Source organism: Halomonas sp. (assembly GCF_052095765.1).
Lineage (GTDB): Bacteria > Pseudomonadota > Gammaproteobacteria > Pseudomonadales > Halomonadaceae > Halomonas.
This window is the reverse complement of the sequence record NZ_JBQDJZ010000019.1, coordinates 16,455-33,626: the sequence shown is the minus strand read 5'-3', so window position 1 is coordinate 33,626 and position 17,172 is coordinate 16,455. Positions and strand designations below refer to the sequence as shown.

Genomic DNA, 17,172 nt, shown 5'->3' with positions numbered 1-17,172 from the left:
GCCAGTAGGCCGGCGGCCATCATCACGCTCGGGTTGGAGGTGTTGGTACAGGAGGTAATGGCGGCAATCACCACCGCACCGGGATCGAGTTTGAATTCAGTGCCATTATCCAGCTTTACATCTTGGCTGGTGGGGCGCTCGTAACTCTTTTCAACGCCAACGGCTGTCTGGCCGCCTTCGGAAAACAGGCGTCCCTTTTCTTCTGAGGCTTCGCGCTTGACACCAGGTTTGGTGGCTTCGCTTTTATCCTCGTTGTCGAGCAGTTTTTCGAAGGTTGCCTGCATGTCAGACAGTGCCACGCGATCCTGGGGTCGCTTGGGACCGGCCAGACTGGCTTCGACGTCGTTCATGTCCAGCTGCAGGGTGTCGCTGAAGATTGGCTCGGCACCAGACTCACGCCACAGGCCCTGAGCCTTACAGTAAGCCTCAACCAGGGCCACCTGGGCGTCGTCACGGCCGGTTAGGCGCAGATAGGTCAGGGTTTCGTTGTCGACCGGGAAGAAACCACAGGTGGCACCGTACTCCGGTGACATGTTGGCGATAGTAGCGCGGTCTGCCAGTGGCAGATCTTTGAGGCCGTCGCCGTAGAACTCGACGAACTTGCCGACCACACCATGGCTGCGCAGCATCTGGGTCACTGTCAGAACCAGGTCAGTGGCAGTGATGCCTTCGCGCAGCTTGCCGGTCAGCTTGAAGCCGACCACCTCAGGAATCAGCATCGACACCGGCTGGCCCAGCATGGCCGCCTCTGCTTCGATACCGCCCACGCCCCAGCCGAGTACTCCCAAGCCGTTGATCATGGTGGTGTGCGAGTCGGTGCCGACCAGAGTGTCGGGATAGGCCAGGGTCTGGCCGTCTTCTTCCTTGGTCCATACCGTTTTGCCAAGATACTCTAGGTTGACCTGGTGGCAGATACCGGTGCCCGGCGGTACCACGCGGAAGTTATCAAAGGCCTGTTGGCCCCAGCGCAGGAACTCGTAGCGCTCGCCGTTACGCTCCATCTCAATGGCCACGTTGTCCCTGAAGGCACTCTCGTTGCCGAAGTGGTCGACCATTACCGAGTGGTCAATGACCAGGTCCACCGGTGACAGCGGATTGATGCGCGAGGGATCTTCGCCGAGCGCTTCGACAGCTGCGCGCATCGACGCCAGGTCAACGACACCGGGTACGCCGGTGAAGTCCTGCATCAGTACTCTGGCAGGTCGGTAGCCGATTTCTCTGGTGGAGGAGGCCGTTTTCTGCCAGTCGACCAGAGCCTGAAGGTCGGCGTGCTCGACGCTCTCATCATCAATGTAGCGCAACTGGTTTTCCAGCAGGATCTTTAGAGTCATGGGGAGCCGGTCGATATTGCCGAGGGCGTCGGCTGCTTTCGACAGGCTGTGATATTGGTAGCTCTTGCCTGATACCTCGAGGGTGTCGCGGGTATCCAGATTGGATTCGGTGCTCATCGCCTTCCTCCTATGCACGGGCATGGTCAGCCTTTTGCAGGCTTGTACTCTGTTATATGGGGATGCGGAGCGGCTTTTTCAAGCCAGTGTCTCTGTGAACTCTAGACCACTGGCCTGCTTAAAGCGCTCTTCTGTATCAACCGTTCTCATCGAATATTGCCGATATTGCGACAGGATGGCTACAGGATAACTGTTCTTGAAAAGCCACTCTTGAAAAACTCGCCGCCGTCCCCATGTCTTAGATTAAGGCATGGCATAGGCTGCTAGCCGAGGGCCTCCAGGAGGCCAGTAACGATACCAATAGTTTTTATCTATGCATGCCATAGCTTCGCATGAATGGCATGCAAGAACTCATTGCTCTAGCGTAGTGAGCAGAAGGTTTTATTCCAGGGTTTATCCCTGGTGTCATGATGACTACAAGGAGTTTTGCATGAGCGTATTAGTTGGCCGTCAGGCCCCTGATTTTGAAGCAGCAGCTGTTCTGGGCAACGGTGAGATCGTTGACAACTACAAGCTGTCTGACAGCAACGGCAAGCCGCGTGTCGTGTTTTTCTGGCCGTTGGACTTCACTTTTGTCTGCCCGTCCGAGATCATCGCCCATGACAACCGTTTGGCGCAGTTCAAAGAGCTTGGCGTTGAGGTGATCGGTGTATCCATCGACTCGCAGTTTACCCACCATGCCTGGCGCAAGACCGCGCCGGAAGACGGTGGCATCGGTGAAGTTGGGTTCCCGATGGTGGCTGACGTCAAGCATGAGGTAACTCAGGCTTACGGTATTGCACATCCGGAAGCGGGTGTTGCCCTGCGTGCTTCCTTCTTGATCGATGAAGACGGTATCGTTCAGCATCAGGTTGTCAACAACCTGCCGCTGGGCCGTAACGTTGATGAAATGCTGCGTATGGTCAAGGCACTGCAGTTCCACCAGAAGCACGGTGAAGTGTGCCCGGCTGGCTGGGAAGAAGGACAGGAAGGCATGAAAGACACCGCTGAAGGTGTGGCTCAGTACCTGGGTTCACACTCCAAGGGTCTCTAAGCCAAAACATCTTGGGGTGCTGTTTAATAGACAGACGCCTAGGCGAGTTGTGTTTACAGTGAGACTAAAGAGGGCGGCCTGTGGGCCGCCTTTTTTATCGGTATGCTGTCGGCATTGTTCAGTCTGCTGAATCTTTTCTGTCTGTAATTTTTCTCTATATCTAATGCTGTGAGGTCACCATGAGCGATGTGCGCCACGAACGCCTGATCATTCTCGGTTCCGGCCCTGCCGGTTATAGTGCGGCGGTGTATGCTGCCCGGGCCAATCTCAAGCCGTTGCTGATCACCGGCATGCAGATGGGCGGGCAGTTGACCACCACCACCGATGTCGATAACTGGCCGGGTGATGATGCTGGCGTACAAGGACCGGAGTTGATGGAGCGCATGAAGCGCCATGCCGAGCGCTTTGATACCGAAGTGCTGTTCGATCATATCAACGAGGTTGAGCTGGGAAACCGTCCCTTCGTACTCAAAGGCGATAATGGTACCTACAGCTGTGATGCCTTGATTATCTCGACCGGTGCCAGTGCGCGCTACCTGGGGCTCGAGTCCGAGCAGCGCTTCATGGGCCAGGGTGTGTCGGCCTGTGCCACCTGTGATGGCTTCTTCTATCGCAACAAGGATGTGGTCGTCGTCGGCGGCGGCAATACCGCCGTGGAAGAGGCGCTTTACCTGTCCAATATTGCTTCCAAAGTGACCCTGGTACATCGCCGCGACAGCCTGCGCGCGGAAAAGATCCTTCAGGACAAGCTGTTTGAGAAAGCCGAGAACGGTAACGTTGAACTGATGTGGAATCATACCCTGGATGAAGTGTTGGGCGATGACAGTGGAGTGACCGGCGCACGGCTGGCCTCGACTGAAGATGGCAGCACGCGTGAAATCAGCGCGCCGGGTGTGTTCATTGCGATTGGCCATCATCCCAATACTGATATCTTCGAAGGCCAGCTGGACATGGCCAACGGCTATATCAAGGTCCGCTCGGGGCTTGAGGGCAATGCCACTGCCACCAGCGTGACTGGCGTATTTGCTGCCGGTGATGTAATGGATCATGTCTATCGTCAGGCAGTGACTTCGGCGGGTACGGGCTGTATGGCGGCACTCGACGCTGAGCGCTACCTGGATGACTTATAAACAGAGGTGGGGAGTGTTGCCTGCAAGAACAGCTAGAAAATAAAGGCGCCCCTTGTCCATGGGACTGTCCATGAGGCAAGGGGCGCTTTGCGTATTACTGCCGTATTCCTAATAGCAGAGGGTGCCGCAGGCCCAGCCTAGAAGATCGCCTCATAGGTGCCGGTGCCCTGAGAGTCGCTTTCTTCCTCGATGGCTTTGTTAACGCGGATCTGTTGAACGGTCGGCAGAAAATCAGCACGGAACAGCTCCTGGATACCGCCACCTTGGCCTTCTCCGAGGAGTCGTCCGGTTGCCGCATCAACACGGCGTGTGATGATGCTTTCTGGGCGTTCCGGCATGGACTCGGGCATGTCTTTCAATGCTTGGCCCATGAAATCAATCCAGATAGGGAGGGCGGCCTGAGCGCCGTATTCGGCAGTAGGGGAGTTATCGTCCTTGCCCACCCAGACGGTAACCGCCAAGTCATTGTTGAAGCCGGCAAACCAGGCGTCACGCTGTCCGTTGGTAGTACCGGTCTTGCCAACAATGTCCTCGCGTTCCAGTGACAGGGCACCACGTGCTGTGCCCCGCTCAACCACGTCGCGCAGCATGTCACGCAGCAGGTAGACAGCGCCTTCGTCGGCAACGCGTGGCGCGATCGGGTAGCGCTTGCCATCGATTTCCACGGTTTTCTGGCCTTCGGGGCAGGAGCGACAGGCGACTTCCGGATCGGCCTCCTCTACCAGATTATGATCGTCACCCTGGGTAACCCGCTCGATAAACCAGGGGGTTACGCGGAAGCCGCCGTTGGCAAGGATCGCGTAGCCCTGGGTCATTTCTAGCGGTGTCAGGCTGGCGCTTCCCAGCGCCAGTGACAGACCGTTAGGAAGCCGGGACTTGTCAAAGCCGAATTCGCCCAGGAAGTCGATAGTCTTGCTCAGACCAAGGCTCTGCAGCAGGCGAATAGTCACGAGGTTGCGCGAGCGGGCCAATGCTACCCGTAGGCGTGTCGGGCCCAGGAAGTCGCCACTGGAGTTGCTGGGTTTCCACAGGTTATTGCTGCCATCGCGCAACACAATCGGGGCGTCGTTGATGACGCTGGCCGGCGTCATCTCGCCGCTGTCGAGGCCTGCCAAATAAACGAACGGTTTGAAAATGGAGCCTGACTGGCGCATGGCTTGGGTGGCACGGTTGAACTTGCTGGCATTAAAGTCAAAACCGGCCTGCAGGGCCAGAATGGCGCCTGTCTGGGGTTCGAGTACCACCAGCGAGCCCTGGGCGTCGGGTATCTGTGAAAGCCGCCAGCTTTCATCATCACGCTGCATGACGCGTACCAGGTCGCCGGGATTGGCAATGTCTGTGGCGTTGTTGGGGGATGCGCCGCGACTGCGGGCCGAGCGGTAGGGTCTGGCCCAGCTCAGGGCTTGCCAGTCCAGCGTCAGTAGCTCGCCGCCGCGGATCATGACGCGCATTTCACGGCCATTGCTGTCGACCACGATAGCCGGATGCAGAGGGCCGAGCTGTGGTGTGCGTTCCAGCACCTGCAGCCAGTTACTGACGTCACCGTCGAGCCCTTCGATCTCGGTTTCACTACGCTCGGCGGCACGGCGTGCTGTCTCGATGACTTCCGGCGACCCGTCAAGCTCTTCTTCAAGGCCCTGGCGTTCAGTACGGTCCTGGGCTTCTGCAAGGCTGCGTGGGACGTCTTCTTCCTCAACGCCACGCCAGCCGTGGCGGGTGTCATAGGCAATCAGGCCATTGGCAAGGGCGCGGTGAGCCATCGGCTGTAGGCGGCTGTCCAGGGTGGTGTGGATGTTGTAACCACCGGTATACGCCCGTTCCTCGCCGAAGCGGGTGACGGCAAACTGGCGTGCCATTTCTGCTACGTAGTCGGCATCCACTTCCAGCTGTACCTGGTGGCGCTTTGCGGTGACGGGAGCCTGGACTGCCTCCTCGTATTTTGCCTGGTCGATGTAGCCTAGCTCCCGCATGCGGAACAGGATCCAGTTGCGGCGGATCAGCGCGCGCTCGGCATTGGTCAGGGGGTTGAAGGCCGAAGGTGCTTTGGGCAGACCGGCAATCATGGCCATCTCGGCCAGGCTGAGATCATTCATGTCCCGGTCGTAATAAACCTTGGAGGCGGCGGCAATACCGTAGGAGCGGTGGCCGAGGAAAATCTTGTTGACGTAGAGTTCAAAGATCTTTTCTTTGCTCAGTATCCGCTCCATCTGCAACGACAGCAGAATCTCGCGGATCTTGCGCACGTAGGTACGGTCCAGCGTCAGCAGGTAGTTTCTTGCCACCTGCATGGTGATGGTAGAGCCACCTGACTGGATCGAGCCAGTGGCGCCCAGCTCGACGGCGGCTCTGGCAAGACCTTTGGGGTCAACGCCCTGGTGGTCGAAGAAGCTCGCATCTTCGGCGGCTAGCAGGGCCTGGATCAGTTGGGGCGGAATTTCGTTATAGCTTACGGGGGTGCGTCGCTCATCGCCGAACTCGCCTATCAGTTTGTCGTCGTTGGTATAGATACGCAGTGGCGTCTGTAGCTCGTAGCTCTGCAGCTGGCGTACATCAGGCAATCCGGGGAGGAAATAAATGGCTGCTCCGGCAACTGCCAGCAATATGGCAAGCAGGGCAGCAATCAGCAGCCAGAAAACAGAACTAAATAGCGTTTTTATGAACTTCATGAACAAAGGTTACCCAGGCCGTAAGCAGAGATGCCGGTCAAGCCGTCATTGCCGGTTTCCGCGATTATAGGGAACTGTCGATACCCCGACCAGCGTCGATGCTTTGCGACAGGTTAAAGGTGCCAGATTGCGAGTTGTCATCTAGTCTCATATCAAGGGCTCGAAAGGATGCGGCGCTGCGAGGCGCAGCTCGAGCCTGTGGGAGCATGCTGAGATCTGGCATGTCACCGGAACGGCATAGGGACATGACGCAATGCGATTACACGGATCTGGTAACTGTTTGCTCGGGGTGGATATTACCTCATCAGCGGTCAGGTTGGTTGAACTGAGGCGTCTGGCCGATGGCATCCAGCTGGAAAGCTTTGCTGTCTGCCCGATTGCCGAGGGCGCTGTGGTTGAGCGACGTATTCACAATCCCGAAGACGTGGTGCGCGCGCTTAGTGAAGCTGTCAGACAGGCGGGGCCTGTCGCCAACCGGGCGGTCATTGCATTGCCTTCCAGTGCTATTATCAGCAAGGTGATTGAGCTGCCGCTGACACTTGATGACGACGAAGAAATTGAGGCGTTGATCTCGCTTCAATCCGACCAGCATATTCCATTTCCGTTCCACGATGTTGCCTTCGATTTCCAGCGCCTGGGTGTTAACGCCCGTGATGCTGAACGCCAGGACGTGCTGCTGGTGGCGTGCCGCAACCAGGATATCAGCCAGCTGCAAGATATCGTTACCCGGGCAGGGCTTGTCGCTGCCGTTGTTGATGCCGAGCCTTTTGTCATCGAGCGCGTTCTTGCCGCGTTGTGCCAGCAGCTGGTATCGCTCCTGGGGCCACATGACGGGGTAGCCGTTGTCGATGTGGGCAGCAGCACAAGCTTTTTTCATGTGTTTTATGAGGGGCGTATTGCTTATAGCCGGCATATGACGGTGGGCATGGCTGCCCCGGATAACCTGCTCCCAGAGAACCTGGCCCAGGACACCCGCGGATTCTATCAGCCTGAGCCAGTATCTTTCAGGCTGGGTGATGCTGTAGCCGACGCAATTGATGGAGCCCTCGGGGTCGATAACTACAGGTCCGAGGCGTTCTGCGACACTCTGGCGACGCAGATTGAGCGGGCCCAGCAACTTTACTGCACCACACACAGCCAGCCAGAGGTAAGCCGGATACTCCTGGCCGGTGACGCCACGCTACTGGCTGGTCTAGAAAAGCGTCTTGCTAGGCTCTGCCCCGGAGACGTAATGATTGTTAATCCTTTTTCTGGCATGACCATCGGTGCAAATGTTTCCAGTCAACGGCTGCAAGTCCACGCACCTGAGCTACTGATGGCCTGTGGGTTGGCAATGAGGGCACACCCATGACCATTGAAATCAACCTGCTGCCTTGGCGTGAGGTGCGCCGGCAGCGCAGAAATCGGTGTTTCCGGTTCAGCATGCTACTGGCGGCGATGGTCGGTCTCGGTGCCGGTTATGCGGTGTTCTGGTCTTACGGTCAGCAGCTGAGCGCTCAGCGAGAACGCCTGGATTATATCGAGCAGCAGTCCGCTGCACTGGGCAGCACGCTTGCCAGGGTGGATCAGTATGAAGCGCGCATCGTCTCGCAGCTGCAACGGCTGGCTGCGCTGCAGGCGTTGGAGAGTCAGCGTTCGGTGACAGTGGAGGTGTTCAACGCGCTGGCCGCCAGCCTGCAGGACGATGTCTATTACGCTTCGCTGGAGCGTCAGGGACTGAGCCTGACGCTTTCTGCCGTTGCTCTCAGTGACAGTGGCGTTTCCAACCAGCTACGCGCACTGGGTTCGGCGGCTGTGTTCGCTGAACCTCACTTCTCGGCGCTTCAGGTGTCCCCTGAGGGTCAGCGTTTTACCTTGTCGGTGAGCCAGCGCATGCCGGTCAGTCAACACAGAGCGGAGGCCGGAGAGGCGCTTGAGAAGGAGAAAGCTCCATGAGCTTTACTAGGGAGTTTCGCCGCCTGAAGCGGGTGGAGTGGCTGGCGCTGGACATCCGCGAGGCCGGGAGATGGCCGCTTCTGTTGCAGTTTGGCTGCGGGTTGCTGTCGGGCTTGCTGTTTTTTTTTGCTCTGTGCTGGTTTCTGGTGATGCCCCGAGCAGAGCATTACGCTGAGGCTCGGCAGCAGGAACAAAGCTTGTTGAGTGAATATCGCCTCAGGGTCGATAGGGCGGCACAACTTTCCGATCTGAAGGCGCAGATGGAAACACTAGATAGGCGGCTTGGTGCGCTGATAAAAATGCTGCCGGGCGATGTGGATATTCCTTTATTGCTCAGCAGTATCAGCAAGGCAGGTCTGGCCAATCGTTTACAGATTGATGCTATTAGCAGGTTTCCAGACGTAGCGCATACGCTCTACATTGAGCGGCCTTTCGATATCCGGGTTCGTGGTGACTACCACCGCATCGCATCCTTTATAGCAGCTCTGGCGAACTTGCCTCAGATCGTGACACAGCATGACTTTTCCCTTGAGCCAATACCTGAAAGCGGTCTGTTGCGGCTGACAATGGCGGCCAGAACCTATAGCCATGTGCCTGATGACGAATCGTCCATGTCAGTGAGGGTGGCTAATGACGCTAATGAGTAAGCTCTGGTTTGAACGTTCTCAGACACTGGCCCTAGCTGTGCTAGCTTTCGTGTTGGTAACGCTGCTGAGTGGCTGCCGTGATGCGGGTCTGAATGAGCTTCAGATAACTCTGAATGAGGGCGGTGCTGCTCTCAATACTGTTTCGGATGCTGTCCCCGGTGAAGTTGAGCCAGCGGCTTTGTCTGAGCCACCTGTTGGTTATCTGTTTGATGACAGGCGCAGCCCCTTCGTAACACCCGGTACGCCGCCAGAAGTCGCGGCGACAGAGCATTTCGACATGACGCCCAATGACGGGCGATCTGCTGAGCCGCTGGAAGCTTTTGCTCTTGATGAGCTGAGACTGGTTGGCACCTTGACCTTCAATGGAAGGACGTCAGCGCTAGTACGCGACCCGGCGGGTAAGGTGCATCAGCTGTCTATCGGTTCGCGCATGGGGGCAGACTTCGGACGTATTACGGGAATTACCGCCAGTGCAGTGCAGTTGGTGGAAACTGTGCCGGCTAGCAGCGGCTGGATAGAGCGTGCCAGCACACTGGTGCTGGGTGATTGAGTTGGAAAATTGATACTGTGGCTGAGCAGGAAGGCTCAGCGTGCAGCGTGGGGGCAGGGATGTCATGAAAATCATACTGTACGTGCTTTTGTTGTTGACGGTGCTCTTTACGGCCAGTGGTCTGCAGGCTCAGGCAGCAACGCTGATAGCGACGACGGAAAACTCCGCAGACGTTGCCTATTCGGGTAAGAAAATCTCCTTGAACTTTCAGGATATTGACGTCCGTTCCGTGCTGGCGGTCATCGCTGAATTTACCGGCCTGAATCTGGTGGCTAGCGATAGTGTGACCGGGCGCGTCACCCTGAATTTGGAAGACGTGCCCTGGGACCAGGCGCTTGCCCTGGTGCTGGAAAGCCATGGGCTGGCCAGCCGACAAAGAGGTAATGTCATTGTTGTGGCGCCGGCCATGGAGTTTTCTCAGATAGAGAGCCAAGAGCTGGTCACCCGCTCGCAGCAACAGGCACTGATGCCACTGCAAACCGAGTACATCCAGGTTAGATACGCCAGGGCTGACCAGCTTGCCCCGCTGATACGAACCGAGGGCGGTTTTGGCCTGCTGTCCGACCGTGGGCGTATTGCAGTAGACCCACGAACCAACACGCTGCTGATTCAGGATACGTCTGAACACATTGCATCTATCCTGCAGACGCTGGCGTACCTTGATGTACCGGTGCGGCAGGTGCAGATAGAGGCACGCATTGTCATCGCCCGGGACTCCGCGGCTCGAGAGCTGGGCATCGACTGGGGCATGTCCAGCACCGGGGGCTTTGTTGATATCGGCGATGGCCAGTACGGCAGGCGTGACATCAATCCCGATGGTTTGAATCGTGCCATGGGTGGCATGTTCGTGGACCTGGGAAACTCGGTCAGTCCGGGCACTGCCCTGAGTTTTGGCTATCTGGCGGGAGATATCCTGCTCGACCTTGAGTTGCGCGCTCTGGAAAGCGAGGGCAAGAGCGAGATCATTTCCCAGCCGCGGGTGATTACTGCCAATCGGCACAAGGCCGTCATCAAACAGGGCACTGAAATTCCCTATCAAGAGTCAACGTCCAGCGGTGCAACCAGCACGTCTTTCAAGGAGGCGGTGCTGTTACTTGAGGTGACGCCACAAATTACCCCAGATGACCGCATCATCATGGACCTGGTGATCAACAATGACACCGTGGGCAAGCAGACCTTCGATGGTACGCCGGCCATTGATACCAACCAGATAGAGACACAAGTGCTGGTCGACGACGGTACCACAGTGGTGTTGGGAGGCATTCTGACCACCCAGCAGATACAGAGCTTGCTTAAGACCCCTGTGCTCGGCGACATCCCGGTACTGAAGAATCTTTTTCGGTATACCGAGAACAGCAGCGATAAGGTAGAGTTGTTGGTATTCATTACGCCCAAAATACTGGATGACAACCTGGCGGTTCGCTGATGACAGTAGCTTCCAACTTGATACTTGTAGGCCCCATGGGAGCCGGAAAGACAACCATCGGCCGCCTGTTGGCGGCCGAGTTGTCACGTGATTTTTACGACACTGATCATGAAATACAGGAGCGCTGCGGGGCAGACATTCCATGGATTTTTGATGTTGAAGGTGAGGAGGGTTTCCGCCAGCGGGAGACTCAGATGATTCGCGAGCTGTCAGCTCGTAACGGCTTGGTCATTGCCACGGGTGGTGGTGCTGTGCTGCGCGAGGAAAACCGTCAAATACTGCGTGAGAGCGGTATCGTTATTTACCTGTGCATTACCGTCGAGCAGCAGCTCAAGCGTACCGCCCGCGACCGTAATCGCCCGCTGCTGCAGCGAGCCGACCGGGAGCAGGTACTGCGGGACATGTACCACCAGCGTGATCCGCTGTACCGGGCTACTGCAGATATCATTGTCCGCAGCGAGCGGCGCGGCCCGCGCAGCGTCGTCAGGAACATCGTGCGTCAGGTGAAAAACCTGGCTGCCCCATTAGAGAGCAAGGTCTGAAACCATGAGCCCATCCTCAGAGGTCGCTACGACCCTGCAAGTATCACTTGAAGAGCGCAGTTATCCGATTCACATAGCCCCGGGCCTGATCAGTCGTGCTGACTGCCTTGTGCCGTATCTCGCTGGGCGTCAGGTGATGATCGTCAGCGATGACAATGTTGCCCCGCTGTATCTGGAAGCGCTTACCTCGGCGTTGCCCGACGGGCTGGATGTGCGTGAGCTGGTTCTTCCCGCCGGTGAACAGCGCAAGAACCTGGCCTGCGTCGAGCGCATATGGACCGCACTGCTGGAGGCCGGCTTCAATCGTCGCTGCACCCTGGTGGCGCTGGGTGGCGGGGTGATTGGTGACATGGTGGGGTTTGCCGCGGCCTGCTATCAGCGAGGTGTGGCGTTTATCCAGGTGCCGACGACGTTGCTTGCTCAGGTGGACTCGTCGGTCGGGGGAAAGACTGGCGTCAACCATCCCCTCGGCAAGAACATGATCGGCGCGTTCTGGCAGCCTCGGACCGTTCTGATAGATACCAATAGTCTTTCTACGCTACCACCGCGGGAGCTATCGGCTGGTTTGGCAGAAGTCATTAAGTATGGGCTGATTCGCGACGCGCCTTTTCTCGCCTGGTTGGAAGAGCACATGACCGCGCTGCGGGCGCTTGACCCACAGGCGCTGGTGCATGCCATCGAGCGCAGCTGCAGGCTTAAAGCTGAGATTGTAGCCGAGGATGAGACAGAGCAGGGCGTGCGAGCGCTACTCAACCTCGGCCATACCTTTGGTCACGCCATTGAGACCCATCAGGGGTATGGCAGCTGGTTGCACGGCGAGGCCGTAGGCACTGGCATGCTGATGGCAGCAGAGCTTTCCCATCGCCTGGGCTGGCTTGACGACCAACAGGTGCGCAGGGTAGAAGCCGTTATTACCTCGGCCGGGCTACCGTTGGCGGCGCCGGCCGATATGGGGGCGGATGATTTTTTGGCCGTTATGCGTCTGGACAAGAAAAACCTCGATGATCGTCTTCGCCTTATCCTGCTGGAACAGCTGGGTAATGCCTGTGTGCATGACCAGACGCCTGGCGAAACATTACACCAGCTACTGGATGACTTTCCTCGCAACACATGATAGTTCGCAAATAGTGACCAGTAACGGTTTGAACTGATTCAGCCGAGCCCGAGAGATTACAATGCCCACCGCTTTGTCGGTGGGCATTGTCGTTTGTGACAGATAAAAAAATATCGCGAGAGTTTCGATATCGGTATAGTCTATGCGATATCGGCATGAGGCTGGGTTTTTAGAATGTAACGCCCGTGGCGGATTTATTTTCTTTCGAGGCATGCCTATGAATAAAGGTCTCCACCAGCCCAGCGAGTTTCGCGATAACTGCGGCTTTGGCCTGATCGCCCACATGCAGGGCGACGCCAGTCACGACCTGCTGCAGACCGCGATTGAATCGCTTACCTGCATGACTCACCGCGGCGGCATCGCCGCAGATGGCAAGACCGGCGACGGCTGCGGTCTGTTGTTCAAGATGCCGGACACCTTCATCCGTGAGGTGGCCAGGGAGTCGTTGGGCAACGAGCTTGGCGAACGCTTCGCAGTTGGCGTGGTGTTCCTTCCCGATGACGACGCCCGGGCAGCCCGTGCCACCGATGAGCTCGAAGCTCAGTTGACGGCCCAGGGTCTGAGTGTGCGGGGCTGGCGAGAGGTACCGGTGGATTCTTCCGTCTGTGGCTCCATGGCGCTGGCGTGTCTGCCGAGGATTTGTCAGGTGTTCGTCGAGCCGGGCCAACAAGAATATTTCGATGTTGCCCTGTTCATGGCGCGCCGCCTGGCGGAGCAAGCGCTCAGTGATGAGCCCGAGTTCTATGTCTGCTCGCTGTCTGCTGAGGTCATGTCTTACAAGGGCTTGGTAATGCCGGTGGATTTGCCGGCTTTCTATCGCGATTTGAGCGATCCGCGCCTGGCCACCGCTATTTGCGTCTTTCACCAGCGGTTCTCCACCAATACCGCGCCGCGCTGGCCGCTGGCTCAGCCATTTCGCCTGCTGGCGCACAATGGTGAGATCAACACCATTGAGGCCAACCGAGGCTGGGCCAATTCGCGCAAAGATAACTTTGTCAGTGAGCGGTTGCCGGATATCGCCGAGCTCGACGAGCTGGTCAATACCATGGGCTCCGATTCGTCGAGTATGGATAACATGCTGGAGCTGCTGCTGACCGGCGGAATGGAGCTGCATCGTGCGGTGCGCAGCATGATTCCGCCTGCCTGGCAGAACGTCGAGATCATGGACCCGGATCTGCGTGCTTTCTATGAATTCAGCTCTATGCACATGGAGCCCTGGGACGGCCCTGCTGGAGTGGTGCTGACCGATGGCCGCCAGGCGGTATGCATGCTAGATCGCAACGGCCTGCGTCCGGCGCGCTGGGTGATTACCCGTAACGGCTACATTACCCTCGCCTCAGAAGTCGGCACCTACGGCTACAGGCCTGAGGATGTCGTCGCCAAGGGGCGTGTGGGCCCGGGGCAGATTCTGGCGGTGGACACCCTGACCGGTGAGCTGCTGCACACCGCAGACGTGGATCAGCGTCTGAAATCGGCTTACCCCTACAAGCGCTGGCTCAAGCAGGAAGCCAGTTACTTGGAGTCTGCGCTAACTGAGCTTGCCCCCTTTGAGCACATGGCGCTGGACGTCCTCAACGAGCAGCAGAAGATGTTTATGGTCAGCTTCGAGGAGCGCGATCAGGTGTTGCGTCCGTTGGGTGAAAGCGGCCAGGAAGCGGTGGGCTCCATGGGTGACGATACCCCGATGGCAGTGCTGTCGCTCAAGTACCGGATGCTGACGGACTATTTTCGCCAGAAATTTGCTCAGGTGACCAACCCGGCCATCGATCCGCTGCGTGAATCCATCGTGATGTCGCTGGAGACCTGTTGTGGTCCGGAGTTGAATATCTTCCAGCTGACGCCTCAGCATGCTCACCGGTTGATTCTGACCACGCCGGTGCTGTCACCGCGCAAGTTCACTGCGCTGGTGTCCCGGCAGGATCCCGCGTTTGCCTGCCACACCCTGTCACTTGGTCACGACCCGGAGCACCAGGGCCTGAAGGACGCGATTCTCTCGCTGTGCCGGGACGCCGAGCAGGCAGCGCGTGGGGGCAAGGTGATTCTGGTGCTCTCTGATGCCGCCCTGCCCGAAGGACAAATTCCGGTGCATGCGGCGCTGGCAGTGGGCGCCATCCACCATCATCTGGCGAAGCTGGCACTGCGCCCGCGGGTTAATCTGGTGGTGGAAACTGGCTATGCTCGGGACGCACACCAGATGGCGGTGCTGTTTGGCGTGGGTGCAACTGCAGTCTATCCGTGGCTGGCCTATCAGGTCATGGCCGATATGCACCGCACCGGGGAGCTCACGGGCAACCCGGCAGATGCTCGTGAAAATTACCGTAAAGGATTGCAGAAGGGGCTGTATAAGATTCTGTCGAAGATGGGGGTCTCGACGCTGGCGTCCTATCGCGGATCGCAGTTGTTCGAGGCCGTGGGGCTGGCCTCGGAGGTCGTTGATCTGTGCTTTACTGGCATGGCATCGCGCATCGAAGGTACCGGCTTCGCTCAGCTGCAGTGGCAGCAGGAGGCGGTTGCCAAACATGCCTGGACGGCACGTAAGGGCATCACCCAAGGTGGCCTGATGAAGTATGTTCATGGCCAGGAATATCACGCCTTCAACCCGGATGTGGTCAAGTCGCTTCAGGAGGCCGTGCAAGAGCGCAGCTATGCCAAATGGAAGGTTTTTGCGCGGCTGGTCAATGAGCGTGTTCCGGCCACGCTGCGTGATCTGATGCGCCTCAAGCCTGCCGAACAGGCCGTGCCGCTGGACGAGATTGAGCCGGTCGAATCACTGCTGCTGCGCTTTGATAGTGCCGGTATGTCGCTTGGCGCGCTATCACCCGAAGCCCATGAGGCGCTGGCCCAGGCCATGAACGAAACCGGCGGGCGATCGAACTCGGGCGAAGGCGGAGAGGATCCGGCGCGTTACGGCACGCTGCGTAACTCCAAGATCAAGCAGATCGCATCTGGGCGCTTTGGCGTCACGCCATCCTATCTGGTCAACGCCGACGTGCTGCAGATTAAGGTCGCCCAAGGGGCCAAGCCTGGCGAAGGTGGGCAGCTGCCGGGCGGTAAGGTAAATGCGCTGATCGCTCGGCTGCGCCATGCCGTGCCCGGTGTCACGCTGATTTCGCCACCGCCGCATCACGATATCTATTCCATCGAGGATTTGGCTCAGCTGATCTTCGATCTCAAGCAAATCAATCCCGAGGCCCAGGTGTCGGTCAAGCTGGTCTCCGAGCCGGGCATCGGCACTATTGCCACCGGCGTGGCCAAGGCCTACGCTGACCTGATTACGGTGTCTGGCTACGACGGTGGCACCGCGGCCAGTCCGCTGACCTCGATCAAGCATGCCGGAAGTCCCTGGGAGCTGGGGCTGCCCGAGGTGCACCAGGCCCTGCGTATCAATGGTCTGCGCGAGAAGATTCGCCTGCAAACTGACGGCGGCCTGAAGACCGGCCTCGACGTAGTCAAGGCGGCGATTCTTGGTGCCGAGAGCTTCGGCTTTGGCACCGCGCCGATGGTAGCGCTGGGCTGCAAATATCTGCGTATCTGCCACCTCAACAACTGTCCAACCGGCGTAGCAACCCAGAACCAGTTCCTGCGCGATGAGCACTTCCTCGGCACCGTGGATATGGTGAAACACTACTTCCGCTTTATTGCCGAAGAAGTGCGCGAATTGATGGCGCTGCTTGGCGTGCGCCAGCTGACCGAGTTGATCGGGCGTACCGATCTGCTTGAGATCATTGAAGGCGCCACCGCTTCCCAGCGGCGCCTGGACCTGACGCCGCTACTGGCGAATGATTACGTGCCGGCCGACGCGCCGCATTTTTGCCAGATCAGTCACAACACTCCCCATGATCCGGGTGCCAAGAATTTGGAGGTGCTTGAAGCACTGAAAGAGGCCATTGAAAACAGGTCCGGCGGTGATGTTTCCTTTGGCATTACCAACTGCGATCGTAGCGTGGGTGCGCGGATTTCCGGCGTGATCGCTAAGCGTCACGGCGAGCAGGGGCTGAAGGATGCGCCAATCACTCTGCGCTTCAAGGGTGTGGCCGGTCAGAGCTTCGGGGTCTGGAATGCCAAGGGCCTGAACATGTATCTCGAGGGCGATGCCAACGATTACGTAGGCAAGGGCATGAATGGCGGTAAGCTGGTCATCGTGCCGCCAGCAGGCAGTAGCTTCGAGACTCATCACACGGCGATTATCGGCAATACCTGTCTGTACGGCGCCACCGGCGGCCAGCTCTTCGCCGCAGGCACGGCGGGCGAGCGCTTTGCAGTACGCAATTCCGGCGCCCATGCGGTAATCGAAGGTGTTGGTGATCACTGTTGCGAGTACATGACGGGCGGCCTGGTGGCGGTATTGGGTGAGACCGGCGATAACTTCGGCGCCGGCATGACTGGAGGCTTTGCCTACGTGCTCGACGAGGAGCGCATCTTTGTCGACAAGGTCAACCATGAGCTGGTGGGTATTCACCGCATCAATATTGAGGCCATGGAAGCTCATCGACGCCACCTGCGAGAAGTTATCGAGGAGTATGTGGCCGAAACCGCCTCACCACGCGGCCGGGCGATTCTCGAAGACTTCAGCGACTATGTGCGCCACTTTTGGCTGGTCAAGCCCAAGGCAGCAAGCCTGAGCAGTTTGCTGGATCAATCACGGCACCAGCCGGAATGAGCCTGCAAACCACTACGGTTG

Annotated in this window: 11 protein-coding genes and 1 pseudogene; 10 read left to right on the top strand and 2 right to left on the bottom strand. The window is 58.1% G+C overall.

All coding sequences use genetic code 11. The features are described 5' to 3' along the window. The coding region (acnA, locus tag ACTH3D_RS04330; RefSeq protein WP_441665623.1) for an aconitate hydratase AcnA at positions 1-1,448 on the bottom strand (1,448 nt) is incomplete at its 3' end. Positions 1,449-1,878: 430 nt separating this feature from the next. Here acnA and ACTH3D_RS04325 point away from each other — a divergent pair. Further along, positions 1,879-2,481 carry a peroxiredoxin gene (locus tag ACTH3D_RS04325; RefSeq protein ID WP_441665621.1) on the top strand — a complete coding sequence of 201 codons (603 nt, stop codon included), beginning with the start codon at positions 1,879-1,881 and terminating at the stop codon, positions 2,479-2,481. A gap of 179 nt (positions 2,482-2,660) precedes the next feature. Further along, positions 2,661-3,611, top strand: coding sequence for a thioredoxin-disulfide reductase (trxB, locus tag ACTH3D_RS04320; RefSeq protein WP_441665619.1), 951 nt, complete (start codon positions 2,661-2,663; stop codon positions 3,609-3,611). 137 nt (positions 3,612-3,748) lie between these two features. Here the strand turns inward: trxB and ACTH3D_RS04315 are convergent, their stop codons facing one another. After that, the gene (locus tag ACTH3D_RS04315) at positions 3,749-6,277 is read right to left on the bottom strand and encodes a penicillin-binding protein 1A (protein WP_441665617.1); all 2,529 of its coding nucleotides are present in this window, start codon (positions 6,275-6,277) and stop codon (positions 3,749-3,751) included. A gap of 253 nt (positions 6,278-6,530) precedes the next feature. Between ACTH3D_RS04315 and pilM the strand changes: the two genes are divergently transcribed. The 8 genes and pseudogenes from pilM to gltB all read left to right on the top strand — a co-directional run bounded on the left by pilM (position 6,531) and on the right by gltB (position 17,151). Beyond that, positions 6,531-7,628 (top strand): type IV pilus biogenesis protein PilM, encoded by a 1,098-nt coding sequence (pilM, locus tag ACTH3D_RS04310; protein WP_441665615.1) that lies wholly within the window; start codon positions 6,531-6,533, stop codon positions 7,626-7,628. Further along, entirely contained in the window at positions 7,625-8,212 is a 588-nt protein-coding gene (locus ACTH3D_RS04305; protein ID WP_441665613.1) for a PilN domain-containing protein, read from the top strand. The genes pilM and ACTH3D_RS04305 overlap by 4 nt, the downstream gene beginning before the upstream one ends. After that, entirely contained in the window at positions 8,209-8,859 is a 651-nt protein-coding gene (locus ACTH3D_RS04300; protein WP_441665611.1) for a type 4a pilus biogenesis protein PilO, read from the top strand. The genes ACTH3D_RS04305 and ACTH3D_RS04300 overlap by 4 nt, the downstream gene beginning before the upstream one ends. Beyond that, positions 8,852-9,409: a pilus assembly protein PilP gene (locus ACTH3D_RS04295; protein WP_441665609.1), complete on the top strand. Its 558-nt coding sequence runs from the start codon at positions 8,852-8,854 to the stop codon at positions 9,407-9,409. The genes ACTH3D_RS04300 and ACTH3D_RS04295 overlap by 8 nt, the downstream gene beginning before the upstream one ends. A gap of 175 nt (positions 9,410-9,584) precedes the next feature. Beyond that, positions 9,585-10,835, top strand: a pseudogene (locus tag ACTH3D_RS04290) (type IV pilus secretin PilQ); the annotation flags it as partial. Then, positions 10,835-11,377: a shikimate kinase AroK gene (gene aroK / locus ACTH3D_RS04285; protein WP_441665607.1), complete on the top strand. Its 543-nt coding sequence runs from the start codon at positions 10,835-10,837 to the stop codon at positions 11,375-11,377. The pseudogene ACTH3D_RS04290 and the gene aroK, both read left to right, overlap by 1 nt. A 4-nt stretch (positions 11,378-11,381) precedes the next feature. Continuing rightward, the gene (gene aroB, locus ACTH3D_RS04280) at positions 11,382-12,491 is read left to right on the top strand and encodes a 3-dehydroquinate synthase (protein WP_441665605.1); all 1,110 of its coding nucleotides are present in this window, start codon (positions 11,382-11,384) and stop codon (positions 12,489-12,491) included. 217 nt (positions 12,492-12,708) lie between these two features. Next, positions 12,709-17,151, top strand: a complete 4,443-nt coding sequence (gltB, locus tag ACTH3D_RS04275) for a glutamate synthase large subunit (protein ID WP_441665603.1) — start codon at positions 12,709-12,711, stop codon at positions 17,149-17,151. Positions 17,152-17,172 lie beyond the last annotated feature (21 nt).

Excerpts from the sequence above, each read along its gene's own strand:
- trxB (WP_441665619.1), top strand. The coding sequence starts at position 2,661 with ATGAGCGATGTGCGCCACGAACGCCTGATCATTCTCGGTTCCGGCCCT.
- ACTH3D_RS04300 (WP_441665611.1), top strand. The coding sequence starts at position 8,209 with ATGAGCTTTACTAGGGAGTTTCGCCGCCTGAAGCGGGTGGAGTGGCTG.
- pilM (WP_441665615.1), top strand. The coding sequence starts at position 6,531 with ATGCGATTACACGGATCTGGTAACTGTTTGCTCGGGGTGGATATTACC.
- gltB (WP_441665603.1), top strand. The coding sequence starts at position 12,709 with ATGAATAAAGGTCTCCACCAGCCCAGCGAGTTTCGCGATAACTGCGGC.
- ACTH3D_RS04325 (WP_441665621.1), top strand. The coding sequence starts at position 1,879 with ATGAGCGTATTAGTTGGCCGTCAGGCCCCTGATTTTGAAGCAGCAGCT.
- aroB (WP_441665605.1), top strand. The coding sequence starts at position 11,382 with ATGAGCCCATCCTCAGAGGTCGCTACGACCCTGCAAGTATCACTTGAA.
- aroK (WP_441665607.1), top strand. The coding sequence starts at position 10,835 with ATGACAGTAGCTTCCAACTTGATACTTGTAGGCCCCATGGGAGCCGGA.
- ACTH3D_RS04315 (WP_441665617.1), bottom strand. The coding sequence starts at position 6,277 with ATGAAGTTCATAAAAACGCTATTTAGTTCTGTTTTCTGGCTGCTGATT.
- ACTH3D_RS04305 (WP_441665613.1), top strand. The coding sequence starts at position 7,625 with ATGACCATTGAAATCAACCTGCTGCCTTGGCGTGAGGTGCGCCGGCAG.
- ACTH3D_RS04295 (WP_441665609.1), top strand. The coding sequence starts at position 8,852 with ATGAGTAAGCTCTGGTTTGAACGTTCTCAGACACTGGCCCTAGCTGTG.